The organism is Cutibacterium equinum, from assembly GCF_028021195.1.
GTDB classification, from domain to species: Bacteria; Actinomycetota; Actinomycetes; order Propionibacteriales; family Propionibacteriaceae; genus Cutibacterium; species Cutibacterium equinum.
Genome location: NZ_CP115668.1, coordinates 1097316 through 1116608 on the forward strand (window position 1 = coordinate 1097316; position 19293 = coordinate 1116608).

General features: G+C 64.6%; 18 protein-coding genes. 11 read left to right on the forward strand and 7 right to left on the reverse strand.

Features of this window, described 5'->3' with window-relative positions; all coding sequences use genetic code 11:
• Positions 1-49: 49 nt before the first annotated feature.
• The 4 genes from O6R08_RS05025 to glgX form a co-directional block, all read right to left on the reverse strand.
• Positions 50-1351 carry a phosphotransferase gene (locus tag O6R08_RS05025; protein WP_271419004.1) on the reverse strand — a complete coding sequence of 434 codons (1302 nt, stop codon included), beginning with the start codon at positions 1349-1351 and terminating at the stop codon, positions 50-52.
• Positions 1348-3120 carry a maltose alpha-D-glucosyltransferase gene (gene treS / locus O6R08_RS05030; protein ID WP_271419005.1) on the reverse strand — a complete coding sequence of 591 codons (1773 nt, stop codon included), beginning with the start codon at positions 3118-3120 and terminating at the stop codon, positions 1348-1350. The genes O6R08_RS05025 and treS overlap by 4 nt, the downstream gene beginning before the upstream one ends.
• Complete coding sequence (locus O6R08_RS05035) at positions 3117-5216, reverse strand: alpha-1,4-glucan--maltose-1-phosphate maltosyltransferase (RefSeq protein ID WP_408640149.1); 2100 nt, start codon at positions 5214-5216, stop codon at positions 3117-3119. The genes treS and O6R08_RS05035 overlap by 4 nt, the downstream gene beginning before the upstream one ends.
• Before the next feature lie 506 nt (positions 5217-5722).
• Positions 5723-7810, reverse strand: a complete 2088-nt coding sequence (glgX, locus tag O6R08_RS05040) for a glycogen debranching protein GlgX (protein ID WP_271419006.1) — start codon at positions 7808-7810, stop codon at positions 5723-5725.
• Positions 7811-7980: 170 nt separating this feature from the next.
• On the opposite strand from glgX, the gene O6R08_RS05045 reads away from it, so the two are divergent.
• The 4 genes from O6R08_RS05045 to O6R08_RS05060 all read left to right on the forward strand — a co-directional run bounded on the left by O6R08_RS05045 (position 7981) and on the right by O6R08_RS05060 (position 11525).
• Positions 7981-9126: a cysteine desulfurase family protein gene (locus tag O6R08_RS05045; RefSeq protein WP_271419007.1), complete on the forward strand. Its 1146-nt coding sequence runs from the start codon at positions 7981-7983 to the stop codon at positions 9124-9126.
• A gap of 105 nt (positions 9127-9231) precedes the next feature.
• On the forward strand, positions 9232-10314 hold the full coding sequence (gene mnmA, locus O6R08_RS05050; protein WP_271419258.1) for a tRNA 2-thiouridine(34) synthase MnmA: 1083 nt from the start codon (positions 9232-9234) through the stop codon (positions 10312-10314).
• Positions 10315-10349: 35 nt separating this feature from the next.
• Positions 10350-11294 carry a methionine synthase gene (locus O6R08_RS05055; RefSeq protein ID WP_271419259.1) on the forward strand — a complete coding sequence of 315 codons (945 nt, stop codon included), beginning with the start codon at positions 10350-10352 and terminating at the stop codon, positions 11292-11294.
• An 18-nt stretch (positions 11295-11312) separates the two neighbouring features.
• The gene (locus O6R08_RS05060; protein ID WP_271419008.1) at positions 11313-11525 is read left to right on the forward strand and encodes a hypothetical protein; all 213 of its coding nucleotides are present in this window, start codon (positions 11313-11315) and stop codon (positions 11523-11525) included.
• A 48-nt stretch (positions 11526-11573) separates the two neighbouring features.
• On the opposite strand, the gene O6R08_RS05065 is transcribed toward O6R08_RS05060, so the two are convergent.
• Entirely contained in the window at positions 11574-12086 is a 513-nt protein-coding gene (locus tag O6R08_RS05065; protein WP_271419009.1) for a VTT domain-containing protein, read from the reverse strand.
• Positions 12087-12092: 6 nt separating this feature from the next.
• Positions 12093-12704 (reverse strand): ACT domain-containing protein, encoded by a 612-nt coding sequence (locus tag O6R08_RS05070; RefSeq protein WP_271419010.1) that lies wholly within the window; start codon positions 12702-12704, stop codon positions 12093-12095.
• 143 nt (positions 12705-12847) lie between these two features.
• Between O6R08_RS05070 and gatC the strand changes: the two genes are divergently transcribed.
• Genes gatC through gatB form a run of 3 tightly spaced genes read left to right on the forward strand, consistent with a single transcriptional unit; the run spans position 12848 to position 16162 of the window.
• Positions 12848-13171 (forward strand): Asp-tRNA(Asn)/Glu-tRNA(Gln) amidotransferase subunit GatC, encoded by a 324-nt coding sequence (gatC, locus tag O6R08_RS05075; protein WP_271419011.1) that lies wholly within the window; start codon positions 12848-12850, stop codon positions 13169-13171.
• Complete coding sequence (gene gatA / locus O6R08_RS05080; protein ID WP_271419012.1) at positions 13168-14676, forward strand: Asp-tRNA(Asn)/Glu-tRNA(Gln) amidotransferase subunit GatA; 1509 nt, start codon at positions 13168-13170, stop codon at positions 14674-14676. The genes gatC and gatA overlap by 4 nt, the downstream gene beginning before the upstream one ends.
• The gene (gene gatB / locus O6R08_RS05085) at positions 14669-16162 is read left to right on the forward strand and encodes an Asp-tRNA(Asn)/Glu-tRNA(Gln) amidotransferase subunit GatB (protein ID WP_271419013.1); all 1494 of its coding nucleotides are present in this window, start codon (positions 14669-14671) and stop codon (positions 16160-16162) included. The genes gatA and gatB overlap by 8 nt, the downstream gene beginning before the upstream one ends.
• A gap of 31 nt (positions 16163-16193) precedes the next feature.
• Here the strand turns inward: gatB and O6R08_RS05090 are convergent, their stop codons facing one another.
• On the reverse strand, positions 16194-16829 hold the full coding sequence (locus O6R08_RS05090) for a TIGR03085 family metal-binding protein (RefSeq protein ID WP_271419014.1): 636 nt from the start codon (positions 16827-16829) through the stop codon (positions 16194-16196).
• Positions 16830-16918: 89 nt separating this feature from the next.
• Here O6R08_RS05090 and hisI point away from each other — a divergent pair, with 89 nt between their 5' ends.
• The 4 genes from hisI to lgt all read left to right on the forward strand — a co-directional run bounded on the left by hisI (position 16919) and on the right by lgt (position 19285).
• On the forward strand, positions 16919-17296 hold the full coding sequence (hisI, locus tag O6R08_RS05095) for a phosphoribosyl-AMP cyclohydrolase (protein ID WP_271419015.1): 378 nt from the start codon (positions 16919-16921) through the stop codon (positions 17294-17296).
• Positions 17297-17399: 103 nt separating this feature from the next.
• Positions 17400-18023 carry a Trp biosynthesis-associated membrane protein gene (locus O6R08_RS05100; protein ID WP_271419260.1) on the forward strand — a complete coding sequence of 208 codons (624 nt, stop codon included), beginning with the start codon at positions 17400-17402 and terminating at the stop codon, positions 18021-18023.
• Between the two features lie 123 nt (positions 18024-18146).
• The gene (locus O6R08_RS05105) at positions 18147-18368 is read left to right on the forward strand and encodes an HGxxPAAW family protein (protein WP_271419016.1); all 222 of its coding nucleotides are present in this window, start codon (positions 18147-18149) and stop codon (positions 18366-18368) included.
• 77 nt (positions 18369-18445) lie between these two features.
• Positions 18446-19285 carry a prolipoprotein diacylglyceryl transferase gene (lgt, locus tag O6R08_RS05110; RefSeq protein WP_271419017.1) on the forward strand — a complete coding sequence of 280 codons (840 nt, stop codon included), beginning with the start codon at positions 18446-18448 and terminating at the stop codon, positions 19283-19285.
• Positions 19286-19293: the final 8 nt, after the last annotated feature.

The window sequence follows — 19293 nt, forward strand, 5'->3', positions numbered from 1 at the left end:
TGGCCGTCGGGTCGCTGACTCGACGCAGATGTGTGGGTGGGCATGGGCATCATCCATCCTGCTCCATGGCCCGGATCGCCGACAGGGGGATGTCAATCCATGTCGGCCGGTTGAGGGTTTCGTAGACGGTTTCGTATCCGGCCTTGTCGGCCTCGTAGGCGGCCAAGACGTCGCTCTCGGCGTCATCTGGTCGACCGTAGCCGTCCAGGAAGGCGTCGCGGGCCCGTTGCGCCCACGCCAAGGTCTGCGGGGCGGTGGGTTCAGCATGGGCCGAGGTGGCATAGGACAGCGAGCGCATCATTCCTGCCACGTCACGCCAGCGAGAATCGGGTAGGCGCCGTTCGGTCAGGGGCTTGAGGGGTTCTCCCTCGAAGTCGATGATTCGCCAGCCGTCAGGGGTCAGCAAGGTCTGCCCGAGGTGGAAGTCCCCGTGCACCTGCTGAGCGGCCAGACGGCGACCGCGCAACTTCTCGAAACGAGTGGCGAGGACATCGCGATGCGGTTCCAGCGCCGGGGCTGCCGCGACGGCAGCGTCGAGGCGACGCACCATGTCGTCGGCGATCTGGTTCCCGTCCACCTCGGCGGTGTCGAAGGTGTGCTCCAACGCAGCATGGGTGGTCCGCAGGCATCGGCCCAGGTCAGCGACGAGGTCGGTGACGTCTTCCAGAACGGCGGCCTTCTCACAGATGAGTTCCCACCCGTCCTGAGGCTGGGGGAGCCTCTCGACGATCATGGCCAGATCGGTGTTGATGTCCTCGTCGGCAGGGATCTGGCCGCTGATGTGGCCGTAGAGCTTGGCCACCGAGGAGACGCCGGCATCGTTGAGGGCCCCGTGAATGGCGATGTCGAGGTTGTCACCGGGTTCGAGGCGACGGAAGACCTTGATCATGATGGCATCGCCGACCATGATCGAGGTGTTTGACTGCTCGCCGCCAAAAACGTCGACTGATCGCACCGGTTCAGGGGGGTCGAGGCGACGATGAACCTGCCATGTGCCGTCCGCGGCGTGAGGGTCAGCCTCGAGAATGGTCCGGGCCCACACCGTCAGACACTCTTGGTCGGCAATGGCGTCGGTGACCGTGACGGTCTCACCATTGACGTGCAACTGCGCCAGGCCATCACGGGTTCCCGGGCGCAGGGCCAGCAGGAGTTGGTAATACTCCTCAGGGGCCTGCGGGTAGCAGACCATGGCAATGACGGGCAGCACGGTCAGGTCATCGAGGTCAACGACCGGGGCCAGCGGCAGCAGCCGGGCCAACGTGCCACCTCGACCCTTGCCGGAGAACCACCGAGCAGTGCTGATGTGGTCCCACATCCGGTCCCGGACCTGTGCGTCGTCCCATGCGGTCATGACGACTCCTCCCCGGTCATCTGCAGCCATCGGTAACCATAGGGCGGCATGGCAACCGTCAGGGTTCCGTCGGCCTCGACCGGATGGGCATCCTGGCCGTGAATGAGCGACACTCCCGTCATCCCTGCGAACTGCGGCAGGTCGAGGGTGACGGTCCGATCGGTGTCGGAGAGATTGGCCAGGCACAGGATGGTGGTGTCCTCGTCGTGGCGTAGGAAGGACATCACGGCCATGTCCTCGCCGCCCAGATCGGTGAACTTGCCAGTTCCGAACACCGGGTGATGACGACGGATGCCCAGCATGGCGCGGGTCCACACCAGCAGGGAGGACGAGTCGTCCATCTGGCGTGCGACGTTGACGTCCTCGGGGCCGTGGCCAAAGGTGTGGATGAGAGGCAGGTGGAAATCCTCCGGCAGAGCGGTTGAGAAACCCGCTGTCTCGGAATCGTCCCACTGCATCGGGGTGCGCACGCCATCGCGGTCAGGAAGCCACGGGTCATCGCCCATGCCGATCTCGTCACCGTAGTAGAGCACCGGGGAGCCGGGCAGGGACAGCAACATGGCATTGAGCAGACGAACCTTGGCCTCGTCGTTGTCGAGCAGGGGGCTCAACCGGCGACGAATGCCCAGGTTGCATCGCCAGCGCGGTTCGGGAGCGTATTCCTCCCACATGTACTGGCGGTCCTCCTCGGTCACCATCTCGAGGGTGAGCTCGTCATGGTTGCGCAGGAAGGTTGCCCACTGGCACCCCGCCGGGATGTCCGGGGTGGCGGCCAGGATCTCGCTGATGCACTCCCTGGACCCGCGGCGCAGGCCCATGTACAGACGTGGCATGACGGGGAAGTGGAAGGCCATCTGGCACTCGTCACCGTCACCGAAGTAGGCGACGACGTCGTCGGGCCACTGGTTGGCCTCGCACAGCAGGATGCGGCCGGGGTACTCCTCGTCGACCATGGCACGCAGTTGTTTGAGGATCGTGTGGGTTCCCGGCAAGTTCTCGCAGTTGGTTCCCTCTTCCTCGATGAGGTAGGGGACGGCGTCGAGACGGAAACCGTCGATGCCCAGGTCCATCCAGAACCGAACAGCGTCAAGCATCTCCTCCATGACCCGAGGTTCGTCGAAGTTGAGGTCGGGTTGGTGGTGGAAGAAGCGGTGCCAGTAGAACTGCTTGCGTTCGGAATCCCAGGACCAGTTGGAATCCTCGGTGTCGCAGAAGATGACACGAGCCTGCGAGTAAGCCTCGTCGGTGTCGGCCCACACGTAGTAGTTGCCGTAGGGGCCGTCAGGATCGGCTCGGGAAGACTGGAACCAGGGGTGGGAGTCCGAGGTGTGGTTCATGACGAAATCAATGATGACGCGCAAGCCACGGTCGTGGGCGCCGTCGAGGAAGACCTTGAAATCCTCGATCGTGCCCAGCTCCTCGCGGATCCAGCGGTAGTCGCGGATGTCGTAGCCGCCGTCGTGGAGCGGGGAGTCGTAGAAGGGGGGAAGCCACAGGCAGTCCACTCCCAGCCACTGCAGGTAGTCGAGTTTCTCGGTCAACCCCTTGAAGTCGCCGGTGCCGTCACCGTTGGAGTCCTTGAAGGAGCGCACCAGGACCTCGTAGAAGACGGCGGTGCGGAACCACTCGGTGTCTGTGCGATCGATCGATCCGATCGGGTGAATCTCGTCGAGCTTGGCCTGCAACTGGGCCGAGGTGAGTCCGAGAGCCCCGGTCGGTGCCAGGGTCTCTGGAATGTCCTCGGCCGGGGTGTAGGAGGAATGGGTCATGAGGTGGTCTTCCGCACGTGCAGGATGTGGGCCGGCTGGGCGGGGTAGAGCCTGACGAAGGCTTCCTGTCCCCAGGTGAAGTCGGCACCCGTGAGCTCGTCGTGGACCTCGAAGGTGTCCTCGTCTCCCAGGCCAAGAGCAGCCATGTCCAGCATGATCTGCGACTCCACACCCCACACCGGATCCAGCGAGACGATGACGATGACGACGTCGTCGCCAGCCTTCTTGGAGAACACGAAGACGTTGTCGTGGGGAGCATGGTGAATGGTGGTGTCACGCAGCTGTTGCAGGGCCGGGTGGGCGCGGCGAATCTCGTTGAGCCGGGTGACCAGCAGTGTGATGTTCGACTCGGAGTCGAAGTCGCGCGGACGGTACTCGTACTTCTCGGAGTGGGCGTACTCCTCGCGTCCGGGCAGGGGTTCATGCTCACAGATCTCGAACCCGGAGTACATGCCCCAGGACGGGCTCATGGTTGCCGCGAGGATCGCCCGGATGGCGAATCCGGCGGGGTTGCCGTCGTTGAGGTAGATCGGGTTGATGTCGGGGGTGTTGGTGAAGAAGTTCGGGCGGTAGAAGTGGGCGCTCTGGTGGGAGACCTCATCGAGGTACTCCTCCAACTCCCACTTGGCGGTGCGCCACGTGAAGTAGGAGTAGCCCTGCTGGAAGCCGACCTTGCCCAGGGCACCCATCATCTCGGGACGGGTGAAGGCCTCGGCCAGGAAGATGACCTCCGGATGACGGCGATGCACTTGTTCCAACAACCAGGCCCAGAAGTTGAGCGGTTTGGTGTGCGGGTTGTCGACTCGGAAGATCGTCACCCCGTGGGAGATCCACAACTCGAGCAGCCGCAGGCACTCGTGGTAGATGCCCTCCGGGTCGTTGTCGAAGTTGATCGGATAGATGTCCTGATACTTCTTCGGCGGGTTCTCCGCGTAGGCGATGGTGCCGTCGACGCGGGTGGTGAACCACTCCGGGTGCTCTGTGACCCACGGGTGGTCCGGGGATGCCTGCAGGGCGAAGTCCAAGGCCACTTCCATACCCAGCTCATGGGCATGGGCGACGAAGCGGTCGAAGTCCTCGAAGGTGCCCAGATCGGGGTGGATGGCGTCGTGGCCGCCGGCTGCAGAACCAATGGCCCACGGCGAACCGGGATCATCGGGTCCAGGGGTCAGAGTGTTGTCCTTGCCCTTGCGGAAGGTGGTTCCGATGGGATGGATCGGCGGCAGATACACGACGTCGAATCCCATCGCAGCGGCGGCGTCGAGTCGCTGCCAGGAGGAGTCGAAGGTGCCTGAGACCCAGTGGCCGTCCTCGCCGATGTGGGCGCCCTGCGACCGTGGGAAGAACTCGTACCACGAGCCATAGAGGGCCCGACGCCTCTCCACCCGAAGTGGGGCCGGGGTGGTGGGGGAGGTCAACGGGCGCGGGGCATGGATACGCATCGCCTGGGAAAAGGCGAAGGTGTTGATGACCTGGCGCAGCGAGTCCGGGGCACGGTCAGGGGTGAGGCTGGCATCGGCCTCGCGCAGGGCTACCACGGCGTCGGCGTCGCCGGCGTGCTCGGCATGGGTGATGGCCTCACTGATGAGCGCGTGACCCTCGGCGCAGACGAGCTCGATGTCGATGCCAGCGGCCAGTTTGGCGTCAGCATTGTGGTGCCAGGTACCCCAGGTGTCCGACCAGCCCTCGACGTGCATCGTCCAGTCGCCCTCGGTACCGGCCGAGACACGGGCGGTCCAGATGTCCAAGCCCCAGGGATCGACCTGATGCATGTCGGTGACATGACGGTTGCCATCCGGGTCAGTGAGGACGACGCTGGCGCCCACGGCGTCGTGGCCCTCACGAAAGACATTGGCCGTGACCTCGAACTCCTCGTCGACGACTGAGTAGATCGGCAATTGACCACCCTCGACCTCAGGGTGGACGTTGTGGACGGGGATACGCCCGAAACCACGCAGCGGGGGACAACCGGGAACGTCGATGGCTGAGGTTGCAGAGACCAGGGCCTCGTCGTCGGCGTGCTCAGCGGCGCGCCGAGGCGAAGGCGTGTCGGCCTCCTGCTGGCTAGTCTCACCTGCCAGCGCATTCGCCGACACAGTGCTCGATGCGCTCTCGGTGTCAGCAGGCACATCCTGCGCCGGCTCATCTGGGACGGTGACGGTGCCGTCAGCATCCGGCGTGGTGGCAGGGTTCGGGCCGGGGGTGGACGGGGCGGAATCCGAGGACTCATGCTGGGCAGCTGGCTCCACAGTAGGATCCGGCGTCTGCGAGTCAGCGGGGGTGGCTACCGGTTCGGGTGAGGGTTGCGGTGCAGGGGGCCTCATCTGCACGTCCTGGTCATCGGCGCCGTTCTCGTCTTGCCTGCGGTCTCGTCTGGTGATCCTCCACACGGATCACAGGCTACCGTGGCCGGTTCACGGCCGTCATGATTCTCACCAGCGTCGCGGGGCAATCTCATCGCGAATCCGTGGCGCCCACGCTGGCACAGTGTGCCCGGCCGCGAAATGGGTGTGTCTGGGGCGCACCAGTGCCCACGGAATCACCGATGAGCCGCTCGGCTCACCCGCCGCACGTGCGCTTGGCGCGTAACTGAGTTCTGGGATCAGCCCTTGTCGTTGGCCAATGAGGCTCCCATGACGACGACGCACCTGCTGGGCAGGGTGATCGACAGCCCGGCGGGGACCGGCTCGTCGGGGAGTTCACCGGGCAGAGTCGTCGAGGCCACGACCTGCCAGGACTGGCCCCAGCGTGGGCTGGGCAAGATGATCTCGGTCGGGTGATCGTCGGCATGGAACCAGATGAGGAAGGCCTCGTCGGCGTCACTGGTGTACATGCCCAGGGTGCGACGGCTCTCGTCATGCCAGTCGTCGGTGACCATCTCACCACCGTGACCGGAGAACCAGGCCAGGTCGACTCGGGTACGCGCATTGGTTGCGGGACCAACCGGGTCATGGTGGCGATAGATCGACGGGCGAAGGGCAGGGTGCTCACGGCGCAGGGTGGTCAGGGTGGCGACCAGATCGGTGACGTCGGACCAGGCCTCGGCGTCCTCCCAGTCCATCCACGAGATGGGGGAGTCCTGGCAGTAGGCGTTGTTGTTGCCCTGCTGGGTACGACCCATCTCGTCCCCGGCGGTGATCATCGGTACACCGGTGGCCAGCAGCAAGGTGGCGACGAAGTTTCGGACCTGACGATGACGCAACATGATGATGGCCTGGTCAGTCGTCTCACCCTCCCAGCCACAGTTCCAGGAGCGGTTGTCGTTGGCCCCGTCGTGATTGTCCTCGCCGTTGTCCTGGTTGTGCTTCATGTCGTAGGTCACGAGGTCACGCATGGTGAAGCCGTCGTGAGCGGTGATGAAGTTGACACTCGAGGTCGGCTGACCATAGAGGTCCGGGGATCCGCACAGTCGGGTGGCCAGTTCCTCGACACCGCAGACCGCACCGCGCCAGAAATCGCGGACGTAGTCGCGGAAGCGGTCGTTCCACTCGCTCCAATGGGGTCCCCATGCGCCGACCTGGTAGCCGTAAGGGCCCAGATCCCACGGTTCGGCGATGTGCTTGACCTTGTTGAGGACCGGATCGTCGAGGAGGGCCTGCTTGAAGGGATGGTTTTGGTCGACCCCGTGGGACTCATCGCGGATGAGGGTGGTCGCCAGGTCGTAGCGGAAACCGTCAACACCCATCTCGGTGACCCAGTACCGCAGCGAGTCGAGGACCAGGGCGAGGACTTCCGGATGGGAGGTGTCGACCGAGTTGCCACAGCCGGTGACGTCATAATCGTTGCGATGGTCATTGTTGAGCCGATAGTACGACTCGTGATCGATGCCACGGAACGACAGCGTCGGCCCTTCGTGGCCACCTTCGCCAGTGTGGTTGTAGACGACGTCGAGGATGACCTCGATGCCGGCCTCGTGGAAAGCCGTCACCATCTCCTTGAACTCGCGCACCTGGGCGCCCATGGAACCCACCGAGCAGTAAGCGGCATGAGGGGCGAAGAACCCCAGGGTGTTGTAACCCCAATAATTCGACAGGCCACGTCCCACGACGAAGGGCTCGGAGACGAACTGCTGGATGGGCAGCAACTCGATGGCAGTGACGCCGATGGATGTGAGGTGCTCGATGACGGCCGGGTAGGCCAAACCGGCGTAAGTGCCGCGCAGATGCTCGGGGACCAGAGGATGCTGGCGGGTGTAGCCCTTGACGTGAGTCTCGTAGATGACCGACTCGCTCATGTCACGACGACGAGCGATGGGCTTGGGCGGCTCGGAATCCTCGATGACCACGGCCAACGGGACCGACGTCGCGTCGTCAGCAGGGTCGGGCTCGTAGTTGGACTCCGGGGTGTGATCCATGATTGGCCCGTGGTAGTCGACACCTGCCGTGACGGCCTTGGCGTAGGGGTCAAGCAGCAGCTTGGCGGGGTTGAACCTCATACCGCGATCGGGATCCCAGGGTCCGTGGACTCGGAAGCCGTAGCGCTGGCCTGCCGAGATGTCGGGGACCACGATGGTCCACACCCCGTGCTCGTCGACGGTCATGTCGTGATTGACCTGTGACCTGTCATCTGCCACGAGTGCCAGCTCGACACGCTCTGCCCGTGGCGCCCACAACCCGAAACGACAGCCACCGTCAACGAGGGTGGAGCCAAGCGCACTGGTGTCGAATGGCGCCGTGTTGATGTCGGTCACAATAGGGCCTTTCGTCGGGGATCATGGCCGGAACGTCAGTGAACCGACGCATAATACTAGCTTGAATCGGCCGCAGTGTCCCCACCAGCGGCGATGCCCACGTCGCCAACGCTCAATTCCATGCCCGCCCCATCAGCAGTAGCGTCGAGGAGTCGCCAGGAAGGATCGGTATGTCGCAATCACAACTCGGGTCACGACGTCACGGTCGTGCCTACTTCGACCACGCGGCGACCTCCCCGCTGCGCCCTGAAGCCTTGGCCGCGATGAGCGAACCAGTGCCCGGGAACCCTGGCGCCATCCACGGTTCAGGGCGTGCCGCGCGAGCTTTGTTGGAGGATGCGCGAGAAGAGATCGCCAGTCTGCTCGGTGTCGCTCCGCTGGAGGTTGTGCTCACCAGCGGGGGAACAGAGGCCGACATGGTGGGTGTCATGGGAGCGGTGCGCCACGGCCACGCACTCATCTCGGCGGTCGAGCATCCCGCTGTCGGCACGGTCACCTCGCCGTGGCTCCTGGGCACACGAGCGGGGGTGCTTCCCGTTGACCAGACCGGAATTGTGGACCCTGACTCGATTGCCGTGAGCCCGCTGAGCAAGGACCTCGACGTCGTGTCGGTCATGACCGTCAACAACGAGACCGGCGCATGCCAACCCGTCCCCCAGATCGCTGAGAAGGCCCATGAGGCCGGGGCTCTCATGCACACCGACGCCGTCCAGGCCCTCGGCCACATCCCGGTCGACCTTGATGGGTGGGGAGTGGACCTGGCATCATTCTCCGCCCACAAGATTGGTGGACCGGTGGGGATCGGTGCCCTGTGGATTCGCAGGGGAGTCGAGGTGCACCCAGTCTCGCCGGGAGGCGGGCAGCAGTTCGCGATTCGCTCCGGTACCCAGCCGGTCGCGCTGGCTCGCGGTTTCGCGGCGGCTCTGCGTGCCTGCATCGCACAGTTCGATGAGCAGACGGCGCAATGGCAGGTTTGGCGGGAACGCATCGTCGAGTCGTGCCGACTCATTCCTGGGGTCAGCGTGGACGATGCTGCCACGACAAGCCCCACGATCATCCACCTCAGCGTGGACCGGGCACGAGGAACCGACATCGTCACCCTCGCCGACCGTGACGGGGTGGATCTGTCGGCAGGATCGGCATGTCATGCCGGGGTTTCTCGACCCTCGCCGACGATGCTGGCCATGGGACGCTCCGACGTGGAAGCCTCCTCGGGAGTGAGGATCTCGATGGGGTACACCACCACCCAGGCCGATGTCGACCGGCTGCTCGCTGTCCTGCCGGCGGTCATCGCTCAGGCCAGTGGGGCGCGATGAGTCGGCGTCAACCCTTATCATCGACATCGCGCCGGGTCTCGTCCCGACCATTGATCCGCCCCTGCACGTCCACGGAGAGGAAGCATTGTGAAGGTTCTCGCTGCCATGTCGGGAGGAGTCGACTCCGCCGTCGCTGCCGCCCGTCTCGTCGCGGCAGGCCATGACGTCACGGGTGTGCATCTGGCACTGTCGCGTAACCCGCGCTCCCATCGGGAAGGGTCGCGAGGATGCTGCTCCCTGGAGGACTCCTTTGACGCCCGACGGGCTGCGGACAGGCTGGGAATCCCGTTCTACGTGTGGGACTTCTCCGACCGGTTCGCCGAGGAGGTCATTGACCCCTTCATCGCCGAGTACCAGGCAGGTCGAACTCCCAATCCCTGCCTGCGATGCAACGAGAGGATCAAGTTCGCAGCCCTGCTGGAACGCGGACTCGACCTGGGATATGACGCTGTTGCCACCGGTCACTACGCCCGAACCGAGGCCGTCGATGGCGTGACGAAGCTGTACCGGTCGGTCGATCCGGGCAAGGATCAGTCCTATGTGTTGGCGGTCCTCAACCAGGATCAGTTGTCCCATTCGCTGTTCCCGCTCGGGGGCTCCCTCAAGACCGATGTGCGACGCGAAGCGGCGGAGCTTGGTCTGTCGGTGGCTGACAAGCCTGACTCCAACGACATTTGTTTCATCCCGGACGGGGACACTCCTGGCTGGCTGTCGGAGAAGATCGGCTCCGCCGACGGGCAGATCCGCGATGAGACCGGTGCCCTCGTCGGTCATCACAACGGGTATCACCACTTCACCATCGGCCAGCGACGAGGCCTTCGGCTGGGGGTCCCCGCCCCTGACGGCAAGCCGCGCTATGTCCTCGACATCGAACCGGTGACCAACACCGTGATCGTCGGAGGAGCCGACGGGCTGACCGTGCGCCACATCGAGGCCATCCGTCCGGTGTGGTGTTCTGGTGAGCCTGCCCCCACCTGGCATGGTCAGGTTCAGGTGAGGGCCCATGGTGACCCGGTGGACGCCACGATCACCACGGTTCCTGGTGGCGTGGTGATGGACGTCCAGGAGCCGTTGCGCGGAGTCGCTCCCGGTCAGGCGGTGGTCTGCTACGACGGTGATCTCGTCGTCGGATCGGCAACCATCTGCGGTACCGATCGGGCGGGAATGACGGCGGAGCAGGCAGCGTGATCGCCAGCGGCATTGGTTCCCTGCCCGGCACCGACATGCGTGGCAGTCTGGCTGCGATGGCCGAGATTTTTGACCAGCTCATTCCGCTGCCAGAGCTACCAGCCCGTGGGGTCGGCGCCCAGATGGTGGGCAGGACAACGGCCTTCCTCGTCGATCTGCCGGTCGATCACGGCCCGGGTGGATGGCGGCTGGCCGACGCCAGCGACCATGCCGCTCGTTCCGCGCGATCCTTTTTGCGTAGCGACCTCGACGACCTCGAGGAAGTGCTGGCCGATCAGGAGGCCACCGTCAAGATCTCGCTGACTGGTCCGCTAACACTAGCGACGGGCCTGCACCTGCGCGCGGGAGAGTCGATTCTTGCGGATTCCTCGGCGCTCAACGACGTCACGGCCAGTCTGGCGGAGGGTATCAGCCAACTGTTGGCCGAACTGCGTCGCCGGATGCCACGGGTGACGTGGCGGATGCAGTTCGACGAGCCCGCGGCTCCCGCTGTGCTGTCGGGCTCCGTCCCTACCCAGTCGGGCCTTTATCGCCACCCCGCGATGGAGGCCGCCACAGCGACACGGCACTGGCAGACGGTGATCGGTGGATGCGGGGAAATCCCGGTGGGACTGCACTGCTGCGGCTCTTCCATCCCATGGGAGGCGGCTCATAAAGCCGGATTCACCACGATGTGGTGTGAGATCACCGACGCGATGTCATTGGATGGCGCCGCGCAATGGGTGGAATCAGGCGGACAGCTTGGGTTGGGAGTCGTCGACACTATGCAGGTCGATCAGGTGCCCCCGGTGGATCGCCTCATCGACAAGGTGTTGTGGCTGGCACGATGCATACAGGTGGACCCCTCTCTTCTCACGGCAGGTGTCCTGACTCCTGCCTGCGGGCTGGCCGGCTGGTCTCGTCAGGCGGCTGCCGAGGTATGCCGGACGGTGAGACGGGCGGGGGACCTCGTCGATGAGCAACTGAACCGGGCAGGCTGAGCAGGTAGGGTTCCGATCGTGGGTTTCTTCACCAATCTCAACCTGGATGCCCAGACACCCCCGCGCACTCGACCGCGTGTCGGTGAGAAACAGTGGGCTCCGGCTGGCGTCCCGACCACGAGGCGCAAGAACGTGCAACGAGTCCTCGCGCCCATCGTCTTCCTGCTCGCTCTCGCGGCGCTGGTGGCAGTGGGGTATTACTTCTTCCGCATCCTCGTCCTGGGTGGGTGAGGCTGGACCTGGCAGGGCCGACGCCCGCGAAAGGCCTCCTCGGACGTGTCAGATGATGAGATGGAAGCCATACTGGGTAGCCAGGGCCAAGGCGTAACACCGGATGAAGAACCCAATGGTGACCCACAGCGAGAACCGCCAGAAGTCCATCTTGGTCGTCGCCGCGTAGATGACGACGAGGTAGACCGGCGGGATGCCTGTGGCCGCCGAGAAGAACAGCAGCGGCATTCCCCATCGCGGTGTCTCGACCAGGTGGGCAGCCTTCTCATTCCATCGCCGTAGTCGCCACCGCCAGGATCCTTGCGGGACCGGTTTGGGCTCCTTACGCGCGACCCATCGTGATTGTGACCCGCGCCGAATACCGACGAACATGATCTGCTTGCCGACGCCGTGGCCCAGAGCAAGCCCCAGGGAGACAGACAGCGGGCCCAGGAGTTTGGATCCCAGGGCACCGACGATGAACAACTCCGAATTGAGCACCGGTACCAAGCTGGAAGCCACGCCGAATGCGAAGGCTGACACGACCTGGTACCAGAACTGCCAGGTCACAACGACCCCCATGTGGCATCAATTGGCCAAAGCGGCCATGTGTTGCAGCCGGTTGAGCTCTGAGGGTAGGAATTCCGGGCCGCCCTGACGTCCGGCCACCAGGCAACGTCCCCCCGACAGTGGGACAGCGGCGATGATGGTGTCACCCCAGCCAGGCATCCAGCCGGCCTCGAGTTCGGCGACGTGGCAGCAATCCATCGGTGTCAGACGTGCGATGCCCTCAGGGGTGAATTCAGGAGCCAGAGCAGTCGAAATGATGACCTGCTCATCGGCATCAAAGAGTGCCGACCACTGAGTGTGGAAGACGACCGGGACGGCGCCGCACAGAATTTCAGCGGAATGCTGCGGATCCGCGGACATCCGGTTCAAGGCTGAGATGTCGGACTCGATACTCCAATTCTCCTGATGCCTGCTCAGCCACAGCACATGAACGCCGTCGAGCATGTCGCAGGCCGATACCAGGGTGTCAGGCATCGTGGTGGGAGGAAGGGTCAGCATGAAGTCGTCAATGACGTAGTCATCGCCTTGTTCGACAATCTCGATCGCGGATATGTCGGCATCGGCAGTGCCCATGGCTGTCGCCACCGAGCCCAAGGAGCCTGGTGTGTCTGGCAGCTGAATACGGATCACGAGCACTCACTCATTGTTGCGGGTCCATCCGAAGATCCCAAACTCGACCCGTCGTCGGTCGGGTCATCAGCAGCGCCGAGGTGGTCATCTGGCGGTCATGTCTGCCAGTGGTCCTAGGATGGTTCGCGGGCGTTCCCGCCCCCATGCCGTCAACCAGGAGATTCATCGTGGCCCTCACGCCGGATGACGTCGTCCGGCTGGCCGGCCTGGCACGCATCGACCTCACTGACGACGAGACCACGTATCTGGCTGCTCAGCTTGACGCGATTCTCGACGCCGTGGCCGCAGTGTCAGCCGTCGCCACCGACGACGTGCCACCCACCTCGCACGCTCTTCCGCTGTCCAACGTCTTCCGCGAGGACGTCATCAAGGAGTCGATGTCGGCTGATGACGCCCTGGCCATGGCCCCTCGCAGCGAGGACCAACGCTTCCGCGTGCCACGCATCTTGGACGAGGAGGCACAGTGAACGAGCTGTTGACCCTGACCGCCGCCGAACTTGGTGCCCGCATCGCGTCCCGGCAGATATCCAGTGAGGAGGTCACCCAGGCTCACCTGGAGCGCATCAACGAGGTCGACGGTGACGTCCATGCCTTCCTGCTGGTTGACCACGACGGGGCTGTGGAAGCCGCCCGACGCATCGACTCCCGCATCGCCAGCGGTGAGAAGCTCGGTCCGCTGGCCGGTGTGCCGCTGGCCGTCAAGGACCTCTTCTGCACCAAGGGGCTGGCCACCACGGCCTCCTCCCGAATGCTGGAGGGATGGGTCCCGCCCTACAACTCGACCATCGTCAGCCGGTGCAAGGACGCCGGCATGGTGATCCTGGGCAAGACGAATCTGGATGAGTTCGCCATGGGTTCCTCGACCGAGACCTCTGCGTTCGGTCCCACCCACAACCCGTGGGATCTTGATCGCATACCCGGCGGTTCGGGTGGTGGGTCGTCGGCCAGTCTGGCTTCTTTCGAGTCGCCGTTGGCTCTGGGTACCGACACCGGCGGATCCATCCGTCAGCCCGGTGCCGTGACCGGCACCGTCGGTATCAAGCCGACGTATGGGTCGACGTCGCGCTACGGCGTCATCGCCATGGCCTCCTCCCTGGACACTCCTGGGCCTTGTGCTCGCACCGTCCTCGACGCTGCCCTGCTGCATCAGGTCATGGCCGGTCATGACCCGATGGACCAGACGACCATCGACCAGCCCACCCCGGCCATCGTCGAGGCTGCCAACCAGCCGGATGTTGCCGGCATGAAGATTGGCGTGGTCACCGAATTCGCCGGTGAGGGGTACGACCCGCAGGTTGAGGCACGGTTCAACGAGGCCGTCGAGATGCTGACGGCGGCCGGTGCGCAGATCGTCGAGGTTTCCTGCCCCCACTTCGATCTGGCCCTGCCTGCCTACTACCTCATCCAGCCCGCTGAGTTGTCCAGCAACCTGGCCCGCTACGACGCCATGCGTTACGGACTGCGCGTCGACGATGACGGTGAACACTCCGCCGAGCAGGTCATGCGTGCCACCCGAGGTGCCGGATTCGGTGCCGAGGCCAAGCGTCGCATCATCTTGGGCACCTATGCGTTGTCGGCCGGCTACTACGACGCCTACTACGGCTCGGCCCAGAAGGTTCGCACCCTCATCCAGCGTGACTTCGAGAAGGCTTGGCAGTCCTGTGACGTCCTGGTCTCCCCGGCCACCCCGACGACGGCCTTCCGGCTGGGGGAGCGCACGGCCGACCCGATGGCGATGTACCGCTGTGACCTGTGCACCATCCCGGCCAACATGGCTGGCAGCCCTGCGGGGTCCTTCCCCATCGGCCTGTCAGAGACCGACGGTATGCCCGTCGGTATGCAGGTGATGGCCCCGATCATGGCCGACGACCGCGTCTACCGGGTCGGTGCGGCCCTGGAGCGGCTGCTGAACGAGAAGTGGGGTGGCCCGCTGCTGGCGCAGGCTCCCGAGCTGAGGGGACATGATGACTGACGAACTGTTGTCCTATGACGAGGTCATGGCCGACTACGAGCCGGTCATTGGACTCGAGGTCCATGTTGAGCTGTCGACGGCGACCAAGATGTTCTGCGGGTGTTCCACCGACACCGAGAAGGATCCCAACACCAACGTCTGCCCGGTGTGCTTGGGTCTTCCCGGATCGATGCCGGCCATCAACGGCCATGCCGTCGAGTCAGCGATTCGCATTGGCCTGGCCCTCAACTGCAAGATCGCTGAGTGGTGCCGCATGGCCCGGAAGAATTACTTCTACCCGGACATGACGAAGAATTACCAGACCTCCCAATACGACGAGCCAATCTGCTACGACGGTTGGCTGGACGTCGAGGTCGACGGCGAGGTCTTCCGTGTCGACATCGAGCGTGCTCACATGGAGGAGGACGCCGGAAAGTCCCTGCACGTCGGCGGCTCCGACGGACGAATTTCTGGTGCCAGTCACTCCCTCATGGACTACAACCGTGCCGGAGTCCCGCTCATCGAGATCGTCACCAAGCCCATTCGTGGTCTGGGGGCCAAGGCTCCCCAGGTGGCACGGGCCTACATGGCACAGCTGCGCGACATCATGGTCGCCTTGGGCGTCTCCGAGGCGAAGATGGAGCGAGGCAACCTACGATGTGACGCCAACGTGTCCCTCATGCCTCGTGGCAGTGACACCCTGGGTACTCGTACCGAGACCAAGAACGTCAACTCGCTGCGATCGGTCGAAGGAGCCCTGACCTACGAGATTCAGCGTCAGGGGTTCGTGCTGGCCGAGGGTGGCAAGGTCCGTCAGCAGACCCGAATGTGGCAGGAGAGCGGTGAGTACACCATCGCCGGACGCGACAAGTCCGACGCCGAGGATTACCGCTACTTCCCCGAGCCTGACCTGGTGCCGATCGCGCCGTCGGGAGAATGGGTGGAGCAACTGCGCGCCGGGCTTCCGGAGCTGCCAGCGGCCAAGAAGGCTCGTCTGGCCTCCCAGTGGCAGTTCAGCGAGCTGGAGATGACCGCAGTTGTCAACGCTGGTGCCCTCGACCTGTTGGCCGAAACCGTCGACGCGGGCTGCCAGCCCGCTGCCGCACGCAAGTGGTGGCTCACCGAACTGTCTCGTCGGGCCAACGAGAACGCGGTGGACTTGTCCGAGGTCGGCATGACCCCAACCCAGGTCGCCCAACTGCAGAAACTCGTCGATGACGGCACTCTCACCGACAAGCTGGCTCGCCAGGTCATTGACGGTGTCATCGCCGGTGAGGGAGATCCCCAGCAGGTGGTCGATGGACGCGGGCTGGCTGTCGTCACCGATGATGGTGCCCTCGGTGCGGCCGTTGACGAGGTCATCGCTGCCAACCCGCAGATTGCCGAGAAGATTCGCGGTGGCAAGGTCCAGGCGGCCGGTGCCCTCATCGGTCAGGTCATGAAGGCCATGAAGGGACAGGCAGACGCCAAGCGTGTCAGGGAACTCATCCTCGACAAGCTCTCCTGACTCGCCCAGTCAGCTTTCTGCGCTCCGGCCCTCACAACGAGTGGTCGGAGCGCAGGAACTCGGCAACGGTCTCGGGCTCGCCCAGCACGTCGACCTGGGCGACCGAGGTGCGCCCGGTCAGCAGGAGGAGGATTTCCGAGGGCTTGCCGACGATGGTGACGATGCGGTCACCGGGATGCAGGGTGAGGGGGCCTGCCACTGCCGTCATCTCGACGCGCACGCCCACGGGGGAGCGACGAGCCAGGGCACGACCGTACTTCCGGATGATCCCCGCCAGCTGAAGTTCAACGCGGTGGCCCAATGGTCGGGGGCGCCAGTCGGGCTGGGCTCGTAGCAGATCCTCGTGGTGGATGAAATACTCCATCGAGTTGGCGGCAGCGTCCATCCCCGGAACACGAAAGACCGAGAAACGATCCGGTCCGTGGGCGAACCGTACCACCAGATCCTCGAAGGATCCCGAAGCCTCCACTTTGTCGGCGCGGGCCTGGGTGAGGGCATCGAAGACACTGACGGCCATGCCGGGGATGGCCAACGGGTCATTCTCGCGCAGCAGCATGTGGGTGAGCAGATCTCGGGCGCTCCACCCCTCGCACAGAGTCGGTGCGTCGGGGCCAAGTCGTAACAGATCTGCAGCCAGGCCTGCTCGTTCGTCTCGGGCCAAAGACATTGAGGTCCTCCTTCGAGCTGTGGAATCCATCTTGCCAGCACCGATCCGGAACACGGTGAGAACTCCAAGTGTCGGTGGAGCGGTGTTCAATGGGGCCCGTGCTGACCGAAGAACCTACTCTCGACCCCGGCATCGCGGCGCGCCTACGACGCAATGAGGCCGGCCTCGTGCCGGCTGTGGTCCAGGAGGCCACCACCGGAGAGGTCCTCATGATGGCCTGGATGGACGATGTGGCTCTGGCTCGTACCTTGGCCACCCGGCGTGCGACCTATTGGTCGCGGTCGCGGCAACAGTACTGGGTCAAGGGGGAGACCTCGGGACATACCCAGCATGTGCGCTCGGTCCACCTCGACTGTGACGGTGACACCCTGCTTCTTCGCGTCGACCAGGTCGGTCCAGCCTGCCATACCGGGAACCGTACTTGTTTCGACGCCGATGTGCTGCTTGACGAGGAGGTTCAGCGATGATCGAGGTCACAGTTTTGGAGCCCAGCTGCGAACTCGTCTGGACGGACGCACGGTGAGGACGGCGCTGCCACCTGTGTGGCGGGTGGTCCTCGTGGCCTCCCCGATCCTGGCTGCCCTCCTCGTGAGTGTCGCTTCCACGCGGACTTGGATCCAGCGTGCCGGAATCGGATTGACGGGAGCTGACATCACGGGCGGGCTGATCACGGCCACTGCCCTCATGCTTGTCATCACGGCAGCCCTGCTGCTTGTCGTCAAGACGGTTGGACGCCGTGTGACCGGCATCGTGCAGGCCCTGGTCGGGGCCGGGATCGTGGCTGTCGTGCTCACCCACCGCACCGCATCGGCCCGCCAGTGGGCTGCCAAGGGCGTTGACCCAGGAGCAGCGCAGATGACCGTCACCCCGTGGCCATGGGTGTGCCTGGCGGCCGGTGCCCTGACGATGGTCACCGGGTGCGGGCTGGCTGTCCTCGCCGATCGTTGGCCCAGCCGTTCGGCCCGTCGTGATGGAGATCTGGTCGGTGACTCGAGATCAGCGTGGGATGCCTTGGACAGGGGGGAGGACCCCACCCTGGCCGATTCCCAGACGCGGCGGGAGGCTCCGTCGCCGGCACAACCCGAGCCGGCAGAGCTCGAACCGTCGACATCGCGGTGTGACGAGTCGGCCCACATGGATGGCAACGGCTCGCCCCATCGTCGCCAAGCCCGCACCGACGGCCAATCAGGGTAGAATTGTCCCCGGATGCGCCGCGTTGCGGGTATCAGACGGCATTCCGGCCCACCTCGGGACGCCCACCTGCATCATCGACCAGTTGCGTGGAACACCCCGCGCCTGACCACCGGAGGGAACACCATGAGCGCTGATCGCGCCACTCGTCAGTACAAGCACGGCGGGACCCCCGCGAACTGGGCAGGTTCGATCGTCGCCCTCATTGGCTTCATCATTGCCGCGGTGGGCGCCATGGCTGGCCCCAGTTGGATCACCTGCATCGTTGGCGCTGCGGTCGTGGTTCTCGGCGGTGTCGTCACCCTGGTGATGCGCGCCATGGCTCACGACCACGGCGAGGCCCGCTGAATGGGGTCCATCGATTCCCTCGCTGACGGCATCACCGTCTCGGACCGCACGTCCGGAGTGCGCCGGGTGAGGCTGCCGTGAACCAGCTGTCGATCCCCAGTCCGTCGATCGAGGCCTTTCACCTCGGACCCGTGACGATTCACATTTACGCCCTGTGCATTCTGACTGGAATCGTCATCGCCTTCATCAGCGGTGAGCGTCGCTACCTGTCTCGAGGTGGCAAGCAGGAGCACTTCGAGGAGTTGTGTGCCCTCGCCGTCATCGCCGGCATCATCGGTGGACGTGCGTACCACGTCATCACTGACCATCAGCTCTATTTTGGTCCCGGCCGAGTCTGGTACCACAGCTTCTACATCTGGGAGGGTGGCCTCGGTATCTGGGGTGCCATCGCGCTGGGAGGCTTGGCCGTCTGGCTGTACTGCCGCCACAGGGGAATCTCCTTCGCCCCGGTGGCCGACTCCTTGGCGCCGGGCATCCTGGCCGCTCAGGCCATCGGACGTCTTGGGAACTGGTTCAACCAGGAGCTCTTTGGCCGCCCGACCACTCTGCCCTGGGGGCTTGAAATCGACCCCGCCCATCGACCGGCGGGCTACGTGCAGTACGCAACCTTTCACCCCACCTTCTTGTACGAATTGCTGTGGAGCTTGGCCGGGGCGGCGTTCCTGGTCTGGGTGGATCGGCGTTGGAAGTTCGACCACGGCCGTTTGTTCACCCTCTACGTCGCGGTCTACACCTTTGGTCGCTTTTGGGTGGAGCGATTGCGCATTGATCCGGCCCACCACGTGGGAGCATGGCGGCTCAACGACGTCACTGCCCTGGTGGCCTTCACTGGCGCGGTCGTCATCCTGGTCATCCTGCAGCGTCGCCACGGCAAGGGTGATGGGCACGGCGCCCGCCCGGCTACTCAGGAGGAGTGAGTCTGCCG